The sequence below is a fragment of the Clostridioides sp. GD02404 genome (assembly GCF_045898275.1).
GTDB lineage: Bacteria > Bacillota > Clostridia > Peptostreptococcales > Peptostreptococcaceae > Clostridioides > Clostridioides difficile_A.
Genome location: NZ_JBJOCA010000032.1, coordinates 1 through 18,727, shown reverse-complemented (window position 1 = coordinate 18,727; position 18,727 = coordinate 1). Strand labels below are relative to the sequence as shown.

Annotated in this window: 11 protein-coding genes; 4 read left to right on the top strand and 7 right to left on the bottom strand. The window is 28.9% G+C overall.

What is annotated here, in order from left to right; translation table 11 throughout:
- Positions 1 to 117: 117 nt before the first annotated feature.
- Positions 118 to 8,199, bottom strand: a complete 8,082-nt coding sequence (locus tag Q3287_RS16270; protein ID WP_407964421.1) for a hypothetical protein — start codon at positions 8,197 to 8,199, stop codon at positions 118 to 120.
- Between the two features lie 188 nt (positions 8,200 to 8,387).
- Here Q3287_RS16270 and Q3287_RS16265 point away from each other — a divergent pair, with 188 nt between their 5' ends.
- Entirely contained in the window at positions 8,388 to 11,819 is a 3,432-nt protein-coding gene (locus tag Q3287_RS16265) for an isopeptide-forming domain-containing fimbrial protein (RefSeq protein ID WP_407964420.1), read from the top strand.
- Between the two features lie 93 nt (positions 11,820 to 11,912).
- Here Q3287_RS16265 and Q3287_RS16260 read toward each other — a convergent pair whose 3' ends face one another.
- From Q3287_RS16260 to Q3287_RS16250, 3 genes are all read right to left on the bottom strand, one after another.
- Positions 11,913 to 12,830, bottom strand: a complete 918-nt coding sequence (locus Q3287_RS16260) for a DUF11 domain-containing protein (RefSeq protein ID WP_054269989.1) — start codon at positions 12,828 to 12,830, stop codon at positions 11,913 to 11,915.
- A 45-nt stretch (positions 12,831 to 12,875) separates the two neighbouring features.
- Entirely contained in the window at positions 12,876 to 13,379 is a 504-nt protein-coding gene (locus Q3287_RS16255) for a hypothetical protein (RefSeq protein WP_407964419.1), read from the bottom strand.
- 347 nt (positions 13,380 to 13,726) lie between these two features.
- Positions 13,727 to 14,383 carry a pentapeptide repeat-containing protein gene (locus Q3287_RS16250; RefSeq protein ID WP_407964418.1) on the bottom strand — a complete coding sequence of 219 codons (657 nt, stop codon included), beginning with the start codon at positions 14,381 to 14,383 and terminating at the stop codon, positions 13,727 to 13,729.
- Between the two features lie 185 nt (positions 14,384 to 14,568).
- On the opposite strand from Q3287_RS16250, the gene Q3287_RS16245 reads away from it, so the two are divergent.
- Together Q3287_RS16245 and Q3287_RS16240 are read left to right on the top strand one after the other, a co-directional pair.
- Entirely contained in the window at positions 14,569 to 14,724 is a 156-nt protein-coding gene (locus tag Q3287_RS16245) for a hypothetical protein (protein WP_407964417.1), read from the top strand.
- 106 nt (positions 14,725 to 14,830) lie between these two features.
- Entirely contained in the window at positions 14,831 to 15,004 is a 174-nt protein-coding gene (locus Q3287_RS16240; RefSeq protein WP_407964416.1) for a transposase, read from the top strand.
- Positions 15,005 to 15,104: 100 nt separating this feature from the next.
- On the opposite strand, the gene Q3287_RS16235 is transcribed toward Q3287_RS16240, so the two are convergent.
- The gene (locus Q3287_RS16235) at positions 15,105 to 15,578 is read right to left on the bottom strand and encodes a type I restriction enzyme HsdR N-terminal domain-containing protein (RefSeq protein ID WP_021384283.1); all 474 of its coding nucleotides are present in this window, start codon (positions 15,576 to 15,578) and stop codon (positions 15,105 to 15,107) included.
- Positions 15,579 to 15,844: 266 nt separating this feature from the next.
- On the opposite strand from Q3287_RS16235, the gene Q3287_RS16230 reads away from it, so the two are divergent.
- Complete coding sequence (locus Q3287_RS16230) at positions 15,845 to 17,017, top strand: DUF1002 domain-containing protein (protein ID WP_054276445.1); 1,173 nt, start codon at positions 15,845 to 15,847, stop codon at positions 17,015 to 17,017.
- An 84-nt stretch (positions 17,018 to 17,101) separates the two neighbouring features.
- On the opposite strand, the gene proC is transcribed toward Q3287_RS16230, so the two are convergent.
- On the bottom strand, positions 17,102 to 17,905 hold the full coding sequence (proC, locus tag Q3287_RS16225) for a pyrroline-5-carboxylate reductase (protein WP_054276444.1): 804 nt from the start codon (positions 17,903 to 17,905) through the stop codon (positions 17,102 to 17,104).
- Positions 17,906 to 17,944: 39 nt separating this feature from the next.
- Positions 17,945 to 18,535, bottom strand: coding sequence for a helix-turn-helix domain-containing protein (locus Q3287_RS16220; RefSeq protein WP_407812164.1), 591 nt, complete (start codon positions 18,533 to 18,535; stop codon positions 17,945 to 17,947).
- Positions 18,536 to 18,727 lie beyond the last annotated feature (192 nt).

The window sequence follows — 18,727 nt, the reverse complement described above, 5'->3', positions numbered from 1 at the left end:
ATGTCTAAAAAAGGGGCTATTGCACTAGAAAAGGGTGCTACCTCATAACCATCTAATATACTCAACAGCCCCTTAAAGATTTATCTTTAAGGGGCTAAAATAATCTATTTTATTTCACTAACATAAATTTACAACTTGAACTTGGTAAATAACCGTTATTATTTGGCCAGGAACCATAATATTTAAGTTAAATCCAGCTGATGGGTTAAGAGTTTTATCTCCTACTCCATTTATAGTTACTGATCCTAAAACAAATACTGAGTTAGCTGGCGTTGGATCTAGAAATACTACATTAGTAGCATTAATATTACCATTATTAACTATTTTAACAGTATAAGTTATTATATCTCCTATTGTTGCATATTTCTTATCTACTGACTTATTTACACTTAAACTGCCATATGCAATATTAGTAGCTACAACATTAGAATAAGCTGTATCACTGTATGATGATTGTTTTGGATCAATAACATACTGGAATGGTATTACAGCTTGATTTATTACTTGGTTAGTAGAAGGAACTGAAGTTACTATTACTGTAAATACCACTGTAACAACATTACCTATTCCAATACTTCCAAGGCTAAATCCTTTTGTTGGGTCTGCTGATGAATTTGTTACTCCATTTATAACTACACTTCCTTCATTAAATGTTACACCAGTTGAAGGAGTATCTTGGAACATTACATTACTATCTATAACATTACCTACATTTGTCAAAGTTACTGTATAAGTTAGTATATCTCCAATTGTTGCAATTGATTTATCTACCATTTTCACTGCATTTATCTTACCTAATACTACATTGGTTGTTACTGTATTACTATGTTGAGTGTAAGTCAATGGTGTCCCATTAGGATATATATAGTAACTAAATTGAACTTGTGAAGTGTTAGTTATATATGATGGTGTTGGTAAAGTGTTTATCTTAGCACTAAATCCTACAATTACGGTTTGACCTGGAGCCAGATTTGGTAAAGTAAATCCAACGGTTGGGTCTAGTGATGGATAAGTTACTCCATTTATTGTTACAGTTTGTGTAACAAAAGTTAATGATGATTGTAATATATCTAAGAATTGTAGATTATTTGAAATAACATTACCACTATTTACTATAGTTGAGGTATACGTTATTGTATCTCCCACCTTAGCATACATCTTATCAACTGTCTTAGTATTTGTTAATTGCCCCAAGTTAATATTAGTAGTTACAGTATTTGATGTTGCTGATATTTGATATGGAGTTGAGCCTATATTATAACTTCCACTTGATGTTGCGTAGTTGGTAACTATTGGTGGTGTTGGTAATGTGCTATTTACTGTAACTTGGAATTGAACCAAAGAGGTATTCCCAGCTACTAAATTATTTGGTAAAGTAAATCCTCCTATTGGATTATAGTTTGCATAACTTATACCATCTATTATTACAGTTCCATTTGCAAATGTTGCTCCATTTGATAAGAAATCTGTAAATAATATATTAGATATAGGTGTATTTCCTGTATTTTTAACTAATACACTATAATTTAATGTATTGTTTAAAGTTACATATAACTTATCTACACTCTTAGTTAAAGTTAAACTAGGCTGAACTATTATTGTACTTGTAGTATTAGACTGATAAGAACTACTATAAAGAGATCCATTTGGATTTACATAATAGTTAAATGTTCCTATAGCATAGTTTATTACAGAATCGTGAGTCGGATTATTTATTACAGTTACTGTAAATTGTACTGTAACTGATTGTAGTGTTGGTATCGTACCCAAAGTAAACCCTTGAGTTGGGTCATAGTTTGTATAAGGTGTTCCTCCTATAGTTACTGTTCCACTATTAAAAGTTACATCTGATTGTAAGTTATCAAGGAAATTTACATTTTTAGCATCAACATTTCCAGTATTAGCTACAACTACTGTATATGTTAAGACATTACCCATAGTTGCATATGACTTATCTACGCTCTTTGTTAGAGTTATTAATCCTACATTTATTTGAGTGGGTACAGTATTAGAGCTAACTTGAGAGTATATATATGATTCTGATGGATTTATTAAATATGAAAAAGTAACATTTGCTATATTGCTAATCAATGATGGATTTGGTAATAATGTCACTGTAGTATTAAAGCTTACTACCACTGTAGCACCAGGAGCAATATTTCCTAATGTAAAACTAGCATATGGGTCATAACCAGAGTATGATATTCCATTTATACTTACTGAGTTAGTAATAAAAGTCAATCCACTTGGTATCACATCTCTAAAGTTAACATTGTTAGCTACTACATTACCTGTATTTACAATAGTAACTGTATAAGCCACTGTATCTCCTATAGTAGCATATGCTTTATTTACATTCTTAGTAACTGATAATGAACCTACATTTATTGTTGTAGACACAGTATTACTTGTACTTTGAACTGTAACTAGTGGATTAGATGGATTTATATAGTATCCATAATTTGCTGTAGCTATGTTGTAGATATTATCAGTAGATGGCATTGTACTAACTTTTACTGAAAACGTTACTGTTGCACTTGAGTATCCAGCAATATCTGGTATATTAAATCCTGCATTTGTATCAGCATTAGGTTGAGAGATTCCATTTACTACTACTGAGCCACTTATAAGCTGAGCATTTGATTGTATAATATCTTTAAATAGTATATTAGTACAGTTTGCATTACCTGTGTTATTGATTGTTATTGAATAGTTTAATGTATCTCCTATAGTTGCATATGTCTTATCTACTGATTTAGTAAGTGTTAATACTCCTAATTGTATATATGTTTTAACCGTATTAGAAGTAGCAGTCATTGTTTGTTGATTATCTGATGGTGTTAACTGATAATTAAAAGTTGTAGAAGCTGTATTATCTACTTCTCCACTTGTAGGTATAGAAGTTATATTAACACTAAATGTTACTGTATGATATTGATTAGGCGCTAAATCAGTTAAGCTAAATCCTACTGTCGGGTCATAGCTTAATTGTGGTGTCCCATCTACTACCACAGAATTTATATTAAATACTGTTGATGCTGGTGCTAAGTCCTTAAAGTTTAAACTTGTAGCGTTTACAGAGCCTGTATTTTTAACTATTACTGTATAAGTTAAGCTATCTGGTTCAGTAGCATAAGTTTTATTAACTGATTTTGTAAGAGTTAATTCACCTACTGCAACATAAGTTTGTGTAGTATTAGTTTTAATTTGAATACCAGTATAAGTTTCTCCACTTGTGTAATCGTAAGTTATTGTAGCATGGTTGTAGATAATATTGCCTGTCGGTCTAGTCTGTACAGTTGCTTGGAAACTAACTGTTACAGGTGTTCCTGGAACAATGTTTGGTAGAGAGAACCCTTGACTTGGGTCAGCGCCAGTTTGTTGAGTAGTACCTATATAAACTGAGTTTGCTACTAACTTAATATTAGAGTCCAAGATATCCAAGAACTGTACATTTGTTGCATTAACATTACCATCATTAGTAATAGTTATACTAAAGTTTAAAGTATCTCCTATTTTAGCTATTGATTTATCTACAGATTTATCTGCTGATATTATAGTATCATAAACATAAATAGTAGTCGTATTAGAACTTGCACTTGTATTTATTGCACTGCCAGTAGGATTAACATAGTAAGAATAATCTATTGTAGCTGTATTTAACAATTCATTATTTATTGGTATTGAATTGGCAGTTACCTCAAACCTTACTGTAGTTTGTTGTCCTACCTGTATATCATTTAAGCTAAATCCTATATTTGGATTATAGCTTGACATGTTAGTTCCATTTATATATACAGAGCCTGAAACAAAAGATGATTCTACTTGAATGATATCTGTAAAGTTAATATTCTTTAATACTGTGTTTCCAACATTAGCTATTACTACAGTATAAGTTATTATGTTATTTAATTTTATAATAGTTCTATCTGCTGATTTAGTAACAGCTATATTTCCATAGTTAATATAAGTTATAGTAGCATTACTTGTCGTATTAGAAGATATACTCTCTGTTCCAACAGTGTATTGATAGCTTAGATTTGAAGTATTGGTAATGTATCCACTACTTGGTACACTAGCTACTTTTACTTGGAAACTTATAGTTACAGATGCTCCAGCTGCAATAGTTCCTAATGAAAAACCTTTACTTGGGTCATAAGATGATTGTGCTGTTGAGCCTATCATAACTGAGCCTATTACAAAAGTTGTATTACTTGGTATTATATCTAAGAACGTTGTATTTGCAATACTTTTATTGCCATTATTAGTTATTACTGAAGTATAAGTTATTGTATCATTTAAGGTTGCATAACTTTTATCTGCAGTCTTTGTATTAGTAACAGACATAGTTACAATATTTGTAGTAACTGTATTACTTGTTAAACTTCCACTAATATATTGACCTGTAGGACTTAATTGGTATTGGAAGTTCATACTAGCAGTATTGTTTATTTGTGGTGGTGTTGGAATACTAGTTATTGTAACTTGGAAAGTTACAATAGTTCTACCACCTGGGCTTATATTAGGTATAGTAAATCCATTGTTAGGATTAACATTTGAATATCCTGTACTTACACCATTTACTGCAACTGAACCAGGTACAAATGTAGCTCCATTTTCAATAATATCTACCAAATTAACATTTGTTAAAGGTACTGTTCCTGTATTATTTGCTGTAACAGTATAAGTTAATGTATTTCCTAGCATTGCATAAGATTTATCTACTATTTTTGTTATTGTTGCTGAATAAGAATTGATTGTTGTAGTAACAGTATTACTTGTTATATTGTTAGTTACTGGTTGTTGTGATGGATCTATATAATAACTATAAGATGCTGTTGCACTGTTTTTTATAACATTTGGTGAAGGTGTATTATTTACAGTCACTTTGAAACTAATAGTTATTGTTTGCCCAACATTCATAACCCCTAATGAGAAACCTTGTGTTGGATCATAATTTGATTTTGATACTCCATTCACTACTACACTACCTGCTACTAAAGTTGCTTCTTGTTGAAGAGTATCTGTAAAGGTTGCATTAGATATAATAGCAGTACCATTATTTGTAGCTGTAAATGAGTAAGTTAAGGTATCTCCTACTGTTGCATATGCTTTATCTACACTCTTTGTTAAGCTTAGTGAACCTACAGGATCATAGGTTACAACTGTATTAGAGTATATAGTCTTAGTAACTTCTGGCGAAGTTGGATTTACTTGATAGTTTATTACCGCTTCTGAATAGTTTGGTATATATCCCACAGGTGGATTTACAACTATTGTAGTCGCAAATACAACTATTACAGTATCACCAGGATGAATATCTCCTACAGGGAATGATTGAGTAGGATTATATGATGGATAATTTACTCCATTAATATATACAGTCTCTGGATATAAGTTCATGTAAACACCTATATAGTCTGCGAATACAACATTTGTTAAAGGTACTGTTCCTGTATTTTGAATAGTCGTTGTATAAACCAATGAATCCCCTAGCTGAGCGTAGTGTTTATTTACAGTTTTTGTAATTGTATAAGCCACTTGATTTACTGTTGTTTGTACAGTATTACTATATATAGATCCCTTTAGTTCACTATTGTTAGGGTCTGGTTGATAGCTATATACTAAATCACTTTGATTAGATACAATGTTTGGAGTAGGAACTGAATTAACCTTAACTTGGTATGTTACTTCTATAGTATCACTTGCACATATTGTTCCAAGAAGAAATCCTTGATTTGGATTATATGATGAATATGACACACCATTAATTGTAACCGTTCCAGGTATAAGAGTTGTGCCTGATTGAATATTTGATAAAAACATAGTATTAGTTGCATTAATATTACCATTATTAGTAATATTTACAGTGTAATATAATGTATCACCTATTATTGCATAATCTTTATCCACACTTTCAACAATATTCATACATACATAATTAGCTATAGTATCAACTATATTAGAATCTTGCTCTGTAGTTACCACACTAGATGTAGGTGTTATTTGATACTTAAATGGAACTTGAGCTATATTTTGTATTGTATTTGCTGGATTAAGTTGTGTTACTTTAACTTGATAGCTAATATCTGTAGTTGCTTGAGAATTTATAGGATTTGGTAATACAAATCCAGTAAAAGGATTTAACCCTGATTGAGCTACTCCATTTATTTGAACGCTGTCACTTACAAATGTAGTTCCAAGTATTGTTGGCTCAGATATTTGAAATTTAGAAGCTGGTTGATTTCCTACATTACTTAAGCTTAAAGTATAAGTTACTGTATCGCCAATATTAGGATAATTATTATTATTACACCTTTCGCCTATTACATTTACATATCCCACTTGTATACTAGTATGATTACTAAATATAGTCTTTTCTCTTATATAACCATATTGATTATACCTATACCCAAAACTTACACATGAAGAATTATCTATATTTGTTGATGGTGGTAATGAATTTATTTTTGATTGAAATAATATTTGTGTGCTACTTCCTGGCGCTAAATCTTGTAAAGATATACCTACTGTTGGGTCATCTGTTATATCTGTTGTACCATCTATTGTTACACTTCCAGTAACAAAGGAAGAATATCGATTAATTTTATCTTGGAATAATATATTTGTTGCAACTATGTTACCTGTATTAGTTATATTTATTGTATATGTTACAGTATCTCCAATATTTGCAGTACTTGCTGAAGCTGATTTTGATATATTTAAAAGAGCTTCTTGAACCATTATTTGAACAGTATTTGTATTTGCATTGTTTGTAATAGTATTTTGACCTGATGTAAATTGGTAACTATAATTTACAGTATCATATATCAAATTGCCTGGTGTTGTAGGCAATGAATTTGATTTAACTGTAAAATTAACATTAGCAGTCCCATAAGCTGGAATACTTCCTATATTTACACCTTTTGTAATATCTCCACCTTGAATAGTTTGATTGTTTACTATAACTGAGTTTTGAACAAAGCTAACTGATGGGTCTAAAGTTGTAGATAATATAACATTGTTAGCAATAATACTTCCATTATTTTTTATTTGAACTGAAAATACTAATTGTTCTCCAACCTCAGTGTTATATTCTCCATCACCATCTATATCATATAGCTCCAAATAGGCTGTAATATCAGGTGCTTGAGCAAATACTTGAGTACCAAAAGCTACTATTTGTACTCCATCTCCAGATACACTTTCAGTTATTTGAGTAGCTAATAATGATTGATTTGTAATTAATGTATTTGAAATATCTACATCTACAATATCCCATTTATTTCTTGCTCCTACAAGTTGTGTAGGTACAAACCCATCATTGTTATTAGTTGCATTAGTTCCTGAAATATTTAGTAAACCATTACTAGAGCTTGTAGGGTCTGCTACATTTATTACTCCACTAAAGAAATTATTTTCTGGATTGTTTGGTGATGTCCCAGGATTAGTATTTGGTGAAAAAACTGAGTTACCAACATTACTTAATTGAGCAAAAGATGGTCCCACTTCTACATATTCATTTCCATCAAGTGGAGAACCATTTGCACAAGCAATAAACATATTGCCTTTTAACATTGATGCTTCTGTACTAGTTGTATATCCGGACATCGTCATTTGTAATGGTGTATTAGTAGTTGCTACTGATATACCAGAGTTATAAAGAATCATTTGAGGTTTAAATAAATCATTTCTATATATTACTGTTAATGTCCATCCTGCTCTTGTATTACTTAGACCTGTAGAGGGTACACTTATTGGTACATTTGATACTGTATAACTTCCTGATAGTGCTGCCTGAACATATGTTGTTACATCTGCAGCTCTGTATCTATCAACATTTCCTGTTGGCCCATTATAAGTATCCATATACTTAGGTATTATGGAGTATATTCCTTGTGGAGTTGTAAAAGTTATTGCGCTATCTTGAATACTGCTAACACTTTGTGCCCCTGATACACTACTAGTCACTGTAGAATACCAAACAAGCTCTGCATATAATACTTTACTGTTTGATAATATATTTAAATTTGCAGAACTTCCTGCTTTAGTCCAATCTCTTGTTGTTGTTCCATTAGGCATAATTAAATCAGATGTATTTACTGTTAAAGCTGTACTACTACCACATACAACTAAACTGTTTCCTGTACCCACTAAAATAGCTTTATCTATTGCCTTAAAACGTGGTGTTAGTGACATGTTTACCTCCTTGCAAAGAATATTTTTAATTTTACATTATCATTTTTAATAATTACTGTATATTATATTAAAGTAGTAATTTTTTAGTTCCTAAAAATTAAATTTTTAATTAAAACAAATATTTTTTTATCGAAATATGTATATTTATCTTGAATATAATTTATTAATAAACTTAAAGGAGTGATTTAATGGACTCAAACATGTTAAATATTATTGTAAGTAATACTCAAAAGATTCCTATAATAATAGGAAATACTTCTACTTTTAGTATTACTATACAAAATCTCAGCACCGTGCAAAGATTTTATAATCTAGGCCTTACTATTACAATACCTGATGGTTTGGTCCTTTCGACATCTACTTTTTCACAAACATCTAGTATAACAAATGCGGATAATAGCATCACATACTCTTGGATTAATATGAAAGACCTTGCACCTATGGAGGTGAATTTCACTTTTAGTATCACTGTTAAGTGTAATACTAAATTTAAAAATGGAACTGTAATACCATTTGGATATATATTTTCTGGAATAAGTGTATCTTGTCAAGCAGATACTATGCCTAGAGGGAGTTATGATATAGGTGATGTAGTAATTACTAATAGTATAGCTATGTCTTTTCAAACAATAATGTTTAATAGTACTATTACTACACCTGGAAAAGTATTAAAAGGTGCAGGTAGCCTACTCACTTTAAATGATTATACTCAAGTTAGCACTGCTACTTGCAAGTTTTATAATAATTCAAATTCTTCATCCTTAGTTAATATAACAATACTATTAGATGATGGAATTAGATATATAGGAAATGTTACTACTTTAGGTACTGATGCATCACAATTTACAACTCCTACTATTAACTTGGTTAGTATTAATAATAAAATGTATACTCAACTTTATTATAGTAATGTAAATCTTTCAGTAAGTAGCAATACTACTTTAAATTTTAATTTTGCAATATGGAATCAATATAACAGTAATCAAGGAAATTATATTGTTCATGGTACCACATTGAATATGTACATTAGTATGGTATCAGCAAACCCTCAAGTAACAGCCAGTTCTAGCAGTACTACTAGTTTTTCAGCAATGGATTTGATAATAGCTACTTCTACAAGTAAATCTATAGTTGATATACAAAATACAGTAACTTACACCTATGTATATAAGGTTGGGCAATATTACAATATACAAAATGTATTAGTTCATTATTTGTTACCTGATGGAATCCTTTATCTATCTAGCTCTATTAATCCAACATCAGTGGCAAATAGTTCTACAATGAAAGGATATTATCTAACTTACAACTTTGCTTTTATGCCACAAAACTCTACACAGACTGTAACAATAAGTGCAAAAATTAATAGTTTTTATACCTATAAATTTGATACAAATAACATAAATCTACCTGTCGTAGCTTCTGATCCTTTTACTTCAACTACTGATATTACAGGTACTCTTGTAGGTTCATTAACTCAAGTCACTGATAATTCTAGTGTATCTTCAAGTATAAGTGTAGGAACAATTACCAAACAGTTTGTTAAAGGATACTATAAAAATGGAACTTCTAAAACAATAAATTCTTTAGCTCCTGGAGATTTTGCTGAGTATTTATTAACTTACAATGCATCTACATTACAAGCTACTCAAAAACAAGTTTATATAGATGACTTTTTCCCATTATCATCTAATCCTATAACCAACTTAACTTACAACTACACTGGTTATAATCCTGTATCTCAACCTAAACTAATAAGTCCCCATGGAGTGGATTTCTTCTATGGAAATATACCTGGCTTAACTACTGCTACTATTAGTTTTAAAGTACAAATAGAACAACTTGGTTCTTCTGGCCAAAATGCTAATCTAATGAAACTAAAAGGAATAAATACCTATGGATATGCCTATAGCAATCGTGCACAAGTAAACTTTAATATAGGCACCCCTAATATTCAATTAACTAAGACTGTTAATGGTCCTAACACAACAGTTATAAAATCTAATGAAATCTACACATATGCAGTTACTATAAAAAATACTAATACACTAGGAACAGAAACAGATGCATTTAATTTTACTCTTAATGATACTTTATCTAACTGGTTTACTCTTAAGAAGAATAGCTTAATAGTTAATGGAACAGGTAGTTATGATGAAATTAAAATTGAAGATAATAGTATTATTGTTAGTATTGATAAACTTGCTCCAGGTCAATCTATCACTTTAACATACAGTGTAACTATAAGCTCAGTCATGGCTCCAGGAGTAAGTATTACCACTACAGCAACTAATACTAATCCATATTCTCAAGAATATGATGATTATTCAGATAACTACCAATATTCTAATCTTAATAAAAGTGCATCAGTTAAAATCTCTTCAGCTAACATAATAGTATCAAAAAGTAATATCGCATCTACACTTAAGGTTGGCTCTTTAATAACCTACACAATTACAGTGACTATTCCTCAAGGTACCATTGCATATGGACTATATGTAAAGGATGTTCTTCCAAATGGAGGTCAATCTTATGTAGGTTCTGCATTTAAAAACGGTGTATCTATAATACCAACAGTATCATCTTATACAGTTACATTACCTACTGAAGGAACAATAGATGCCAGAGTATCATCAGAAACAATAGCTTACAACATGACCTGTAGAATAATTAGTGCAACTAAGAGTATTGGTGCATTAACTTCTACACAAAATAATATTGCACAATGCCTATATCAACAAATTCAAGGTGGTAGTTATACCACAGTTTCTAATACATTAGCTATAACAGTGAATCATCCAAACTTAGTAATGACATTAAGTGCAACAGATAAAACTACTTCTACTATATATAACCAAACTGCTAGTATAAGTACTAATTCTGTTATGCAATTTTTACTTATATTCCAAAATAACAGTTTAGTAAATTTAGTAAATGGTACTATACAAATTCCTATAAATAATAATTTCTTATTTACTTCTATAAACATAACTTCATTCTGTAATGCAACCTATAATAGTTCTACAAAAAATGTTGTTATTTCAATACCACAGTTAGGTCCATCTATGTCTGGATATGTAACTTTTACAGTAATACCTCAATTAATGTTGGTCTCTGGTTCTTCAATGACTACTCAGGCAACTGCTGTTTCTTACTATAATGATATATGGCCTACTAAAATATATGGTGGTGAACAAAGTAACACTATAACTTGCTCTTTAGTCCCTGGAGTTTCATTATTGCCAAATCCAGCTAATAAAATAGATGATTCAACATCATATATTGTTACACCTGCAGGCAATACTGCAGTTATATTAAATTATTTTAAAAACACTGGTGGAGGCTATGACAGTTATTCAATAACTATACAAAAAGTAGCTATTTCTTATACATTGTACATTAATGGTGCAAAAATAACTGATGTACCTACTAATACATTTTATCAAGCAACTTTACCTCAATTAACAAATTTACCTCCTAATAGTAGCAAATTAATAGAACTAGATGCGGTCATTCCTTCTAATCAACCATTAGGTGTTAGGTATGATTTTTTTATTACTGTTACATCACAAACTAATCCATATCCAAGTAAGACAGTTTTAAATATAGATCCTAGTTAAAAATATCTTCTATCATGAGTATTTATAAATACTATACAGTTTATTTCTTTATTATAAAAAACCATCGATTATACTTGATAATATTCGATGGTTTTAATAATATAGTAATATATTTGAGCTAACAAACAATTTACCTTTATAAATTTGGCTTGTTGATGTATTTTCAATATTTATTTTTATATTATCTTTATTTAAATAGGTAATACCAATAGGTACAAGCATATTACAAGAAAATCCAAAAACACTTATTTTAGTTTTCATTTTTTGGTTTTTGTTTTTTCTATTAGTTTTTTTACATTTTAGTTTATAATTTATTTCGTATTCTATGTTACCTAAAATAATAAAGGTGCATACATCAGAATTTTGTTTTCTATATACATCATTGGCAGGAGTATTAACAACCTTTGTTTCTAGTATATTTACTTTTACTTTTATATCGATTATTTTATCTATTCTTTGAGATATTTTTATATTGTTATCCACTTGTAATGATTTAAATACTTTATTTTCAACATGTGTGTTCACTTTATTACTTTTCATTACTACTCTAGTGGGAGACATCTCAATATTGTAAATATAGTCATGTTCTATAGTGGAGCAATTTTTTATTGTATTACAGAGATAATGAGGTAATACTATAACTTTAAATGTTATTATTATGCATTTTCCTGAATTAATATCATGCAAACTAAACCCTTTTTCTGGATTTATGAAATATTTCTTTATACTATTTATAGTTACTGAATTATTTATAAATTTTGTCCCTGTTGGAATTTTATCTTGAAAAAATGCATTAGTTACAATATACTTACTAACATTTGAAATGCAAACTGTATATGTTACTATATCAAAAGAATAGGAATGTTTCTTATCTACATATTTTTCTATCTTTAATATATCCTTTACTATATCAGTAGAAACTACATTACTACAGATAGTCTTTACTATTACAGGACTTTTAGGTGATAATCTATATTGAAAGTCTATCCTACATTCATTTATTACCTTCATTACATCACTCTTTTCTATTTATGTCTGTTAGATATTAGATTATTATTACTCTAAATATTGCATTAACATAGTTACACTTACAAATATTTTACTCTGATTGAGCTTTACACTGACATCTTCTACAAAGTATCTAAGATTAATTCTTTCCTCATTACTATCATAATTTGGGATAACTATGAAAGTACTAAATGGCAACATAATATTTAATATTTTATTTTTTTTATGTTTATTACGCTTACATTTTTTGTTGGTATTTTCATATTTTAATATTAAACTCATATTAATATTACCCAATATAATAAGATTTTTCCCACTTAAATGTTGCCCTTCTAATGAAGTTCCTTTTATTGTATCCACTATTTTTGTATCACATAATTTTAATGAGTATATTTCTATAGATGGAGTTGTATATTCTATTCTATAATCTTTAGACTTTTTATTAGATAATTGTATATTTTGATACGTAGTAAATTGTTTAAAATATTTTAGTGGATGTAATTCTCCAAAGCAAGATATATTGTATGTCATTTCACCTATACTATAATCCATATTCTTTTTTCTCCCTTTTAGTGTATTCTTCCATACAATGAAAAATTTATAATGTGGTATTCTCTACCTATTAATATATTATATAATATTAAAACTATTAATACTAAATAACCAAAAAGTCTTGTATCATCTATATATTTTTCATATTAACTCCCTTGCTTAATATTTTTTCAAGTTATTACTTTAGTATATATACTAAATGTTGGGTATTATATAATAATTATTTCATGTGGTATTTTTTTATTTATCTAACAAAAAAGAGTCTATCTTTTTTGGATAGACCCTTGTATAAAAAAATGCTACCTTCTTTGTAGAGGGTAACATTTTACAGTATATTTTGACATAAATTATAATATACCTTCAGACTTATAAACTTCTAAATTTTTCATTATATAACTTAGTGTACAAAATTCCTTATCTATTCTTTCTCCAATTAACGTCAATCCATCTATTAATTGCTTTTCTTTAAACTTTTCTAAAAGTATCATTATACTTATATAATTAATGCCACCATCTTTAGTATCTAAAGTTCTTGATTTTTTAACATACTTATTCTCCATTGCAAATTTTATTGCATTTTCTAATCTTTCACTCATCTCTATAACAGGCATTGCTTTAAATACTTTTATTTGAGGTGAGTTTATATCAAAGTTTTTAGCTTTAGTTATATCTGTATTTAAAAATATTACGTTTTTAAATTTAGTACCAGAAAAATCTACTTCTTCTAAATTAACCCCTTCAAATATAGTATTTTCAAATTTTGCATTTTTAAATTTACTTCTTTTTAGGTTTGCTCCTATTATTTCTGCTGATTTGAACGTACACCCATAAAAGTTACAAGACTTAAAGTGAGCTCCTCTTAAACTTGTAAAATTAAAGTTTGAATTTGAAAAATCAGTGTTATAACAGTTACTTCTTTTTAAGTCTTGGTACATAAAGTTTTTGTCCATTTTTTTTGCTTTATTGTATTTTAATCCTGTCTCTATCTTTTGCGTATTATTCATTCTTCCTCCGTAATTTAAAAGTTCATATACTTATAAGTATATACACTTGATAATAATTATTTTTTATATAATTATTTCTAATATTAACATATAATCTCAGCCATAACAACTTTATTATATATTACTTATAATAATAAAATGCTGTCTTTTTGATATAATATAATTAAACTTAGGAGATTTGTAAAATGAATGATGAATTTAACAATAAATATACTTCTAGTAAATATGCATGGAATAATACTATGATTTTATATAAAATACAAGAAATTTTAGAAGACAAAAACATAGATGATTTAGAATTTACTAAAGGAAATCAAAAACAGGATATAAAAGTAAAATAACTTGCTACACTTGTGAAGAGTGTAGTAATTGCCAGTATAAAGGGTAGTAATAGTAAGATTCCTCTTAAGAATAGAACTAAAAGCTTACAAGTATCTAAGTTATTCCATGAGAAAAGAAAACTTAAAAAGAATTATAAGCCTGAATGGTTGTGAATTTAGGATGAATAGAAGTATACAAGCAGAAGGAGCTTTCACTCAAGTAAAACAAAATATGAATTTCAGAAGATTTTTAAGCAGAGGTAAAGAAAATATTCTATCAGAATGTATTATTTTTATATAAAATAATTAAAAATGTATTTATTAAGATAGGTAAAAGAGCTATCACAGAACAAATTTAATTTGCTCATGCAACAGCCCCTTTTAATATATATGCTTAATGTTTAATTTTCATGATGATTGCATCCACATCCACAATTTTCATCGTGATGGTGATGTTCTTCTAATTCTTTGACCTGTTGTTCCATTTCATTAAACTCTTTTACCATTATATCATAAGTTGGAAGAGCTGCCTCAGTATCGTATTCTTCGCCTCTCCAATCAGCATACATCATAGCATCCCCATTAGTTAAAACTAATCTACCTGACATAGTTATATTATCCACTTCTTCTAAAAATTCTATTTGTTTTTGTAAAACTTCGCCTTCTAGCTCTACATCTTCATCCAAACATTGTACTATCATTACAGGTGCATAATAGTCTTCCTCATCTTTAACATTTACAATAATATCTAAAACTCCTTCTGCGCCTTCTTCAAATTCCGCTAATTCAACATTTGTATCAATCATATCCTGAGGTACTAATAAGTCTTCTATTAAATATTTTATTACTCTGTCTTTTACTAATTCTTTTGACATTTATTTTTCTCCTTCCGATTCTATAACATTATCATAATCATTTCTATATTATAGTATACTACATTAATTGTTTTTTCAATCTCTTACAAAAATTATTTTTTTATTATCTTCCTTATATTCCCTTTTTTATTACAATCTTGTAATCGCATTGATTTAAAAAATAGTTTATATTTAGTATAATAGAAATGTAGCACATATTTTTATTCAATATATTAATAAAAAGTATATTTGAAAATGTAATGTATGTTAAATCTAGGAGGAATATTATGAAGTTTAAAAAACAAATTAGCTCTATTATCGTATCTACGATGCTTGTACTTGGAAGTATGAACCTTTCTTATGCAGATGGCACAAATGTAGTTACACTTGGAGCTAACTTATCAGAATCTCAAAAGCAACAAATGCTTAATTACTTTGGAGTAAAAAAAGACCAAGTCTTAGTTTTAGATGTAACAAATGCAGAAGAAAGACAATATTTACAAGGTGTTGCAACAGAAGGTCAGCTTGGAAAAGTTACTATATCTTGTTCATATGTTGAACCTACTAAAAAAGGAAATGGAATTAATGTTAAAACAGCAAATTTAACTTGGGTAACTAGCTCAATGATTGCTTCAACACTTACAACAGCTGGACTTGAAGATGCAAATGTTATCGCTGCTGCTCCATATCCTGTAAGTGGTACTGGTGCATTAACAGGAATTATGAAGGCATTTGAAGATGCTTCAGGAAAGAAACTTGATGAGACAAAGAAAGAGATTGCTTCTGAAGAATTGGTAGTTACAGGTGATTTAGGAGATGATATAGGCCAGGAAAAAGCAACTGGTGTAATGAATGATATAAAAACAGAAATTGTAAAAAATGGAACAAAAGATACTAATCAAATAGCAAATACAATAAACAATGTTGTAAATAATTACAATATTACTATTACACCAGAGCAAAAAGAACAAATTAAGGGTGTAATGAAAAAAATAGCTGACCAAGATTATGATTACAATAACATGAAAAATACATTGGACAATGTATCAGATAATGTAAATGAGCAATTAAAGAAATTAGGTGAAAGTGTTAAAGGCTCTGGTATATTAGACACCATTGGTGGATGGTTTAGTGGAATAGGAGACTGGTTCTCTGGTTTATTCTCAGGTGGAGATAAAAAAGATTTAGGAATCTTAAATAACACTAATGATGAGTCTCTTGGCTCTAATGCTGTAATAAACTCTACAGAAGGTGTTCAAATAAATCCACAAGATAATACTAATTCAAATAATGATAGTAATTCAAATAACTCAGAAAATGATAATACAACTAACAATGAAAATAAAGATAACTCTCAATCAAATAACGAGGACACAAATAATTCAGAAAATCAATCAAATAACAATGATTCAGTTGGTTTTTTTGAAAAAATAAAAAATTGGCTTTCAGGCTTATTTTAAAAATTAAATAAATAAAGAAAAAGAATTGCCTAAAATAGAAATTTTCTATGAAAGGCAATTCTTTTTCTTTGCAATAAATTTTTATTACTCACTCATCTTTTTAGATTTATCTATGCATGCACATATAGCTTTTATAACAGAGGCTCTAAAACCTTCTTCTTCAAGTACCTTAACTGCCTCTATAGTAGTTCCTCCAGGTGAACATACCATATCTTTTAACTCACCAGGATGTTTTCCTGTTTCAAGTACCATTTTCGCAGAACCCATAACTGCTTGTGATGCAAATTTATATGCTTGTTGTCTTGGCATACCTGCAATTACTGCTGCATCTGCCATAGCTTCTATAAATAAAAATACATATGCTGGTGCTGAACCACTCGCTCCAATTACTGCTTCTATAAGATATTCTGGCACTACTTCAGTATTTCCAAAAGAATTAAATACTTCTGTAACTGCTTCTAGGTCTTCATTGTTTATATTTCTATTTATAGAAAGAGAAGACATAGCTTCATTTACAAGAGCTGGAGTATTTGGCATTGTTCTAACTATTTTCTTATCATTTCCTATTATTGACTCTATATCTTCTATAGATTTTCCTGCTGCTATTGTAACTATAATTTTACTATCATCTATAAAATCTTTTATCTCTTCTAAAATATCATCATATATATCTGGTTTAACAGCTACAATCACTATATCAGAGTTTCTAGTTACTTCCTTTGAATCTTTTGTAGTTTTTATTCCAAAACTTTTATATATTCTATCAAGAGTTTCTTGACTATATGCTGATGCTATAACCATATCAGGTTCAACTAATTTTGAATTTACTATCCCTCCTATCATAGCGCTTGCCATATTTCCTGCACCTATGAATCCAATTTTTTTCACTATAGTACCTCCTTATTAGCTAATATTAATAGTTAAAATTTAAACTTCTTTAATTGTATCAGATTTCTCAAATGGATTTGGGATACTTACAACCAAAATCTTTACTAATTTATTAGTGTAATTAACCCAATTATGATTGTTCTTTTCACTATTATAGTGTATTGTGTCTCCTGGATACATTTCTATTTGTTCATCACCCAAAAATACTGTAAGAGTACCCTCTAGCACGTACACAAACTCCTCACCTTTGTGTACATAACAACAAATATCTTCATTACTCTTACTTGGAAGAATTTCAATTAGTCTTGGCAACATTGTTTTTTCTTTTAAATTAGATGATAAATGATAATGTATAAATGTTGAATTTTCTACATCAAACACTTCTTTCTCATAACTTCTCAATACAGCTCTTTTATGCTCTTTTGGCTTCATAAAAAAGTATGTTAATTCTACATCTAATACACTTGCTATTTTTCCTAAGGAATCTGTTGCTACGCTTGTCAATCCTCTTTCAAGCTGTGACAAAAAACCAATTGATAAGTTTGTTTTTTCACTCATATCTTTCAGTGTCATTTGTTTTTGAGTTCTAAGTTGTTTTATTTTTGCTCCTATGTCCTTATTCAAAACCATCACCCCTAAATAATTTTAATTTTTTCATAATATAAATACAAAAATATAAATATAGGCTATTATACCTATTTTATTTCACTTTTTAAAAATTTTATTAGTATTACTATAATTTATTATTTTTGTTTTGTCTATATTTTTAAGATTTATTTTTCACATATTTTTATATAACTTTGCCAACTAAATATCTATTCT

Bases quoted from the DNA above. Each gene is read 5' to 3' on its own strand.
- Q3287_RS16260 (WP_054269989.1), bottom strand. From the start codon at position 12,830: ATGAAGGTAATAAATGAATGTAGGATAGACTTTCAATATAGATTATCA.
- Q3287_RS16265 (WP_407964420.1), top strand. From the start codon at position 8,388: ATGGACTCAAACATGTTAAATATTATTGTAAGTAATACTCAAAAGATT.
- Q3287_RS16245 (WP_407964417.1), top strand. From the start codon at position 14,569: ATGAATGATGAATTTAACAATAAATATACTTCTAGTAAATATGCATGG.
- Q3287_RS16235 (WP_021384283.1), bottom strand. From the start codon at position 15,578: ATGTCAAAAGAATTAGTAAAAGACAGAGTAATAAAATATTTAATAGAA.
- Q3287_RS16270 (WP_407964421.1), bottom strand. From the start codon at position 8,199: ATGTCACTAACACCACGTTTTAAGGCAATAGATAAAGCTATTTTAGTG.
- Q3287_RS16230 (WP_054276445.1), top strand. From the start codon at position 15,845: ATGAAGTTTAAAAAACAAATTAGCTCTATTATCGTATCTACGATGCTT.
- Q3287_RS16255 (WP_407964419.1), bottom strand. From the start codon at position 13,379: ATGGATTATAGTATAGGTGAAATGACATACAATATATCTTGCTTTGGA.
- Q3287_RS16240 (WP_407964416.1), top strand. From the start codon at position 14,831: ATGAGAAAAGAAAACTTAAAAAGAATTATAAGCCTGAATGGTTGTGAA.
- Q3287_RS16250 (WP_407964418.1), bottom strand. From the start codon at position 14,383: ATGAATAATACGCAAAAGATAGAGACAGGATTAAAATACAATAAAGCA.
- Q3287_RS16220 (WP_407812164.1), bottom strand. From the start codon at position 18,535: ATGGTTTTGAATAAGGACATAGGAGCAAAAATAAAACAACTTAGAACT.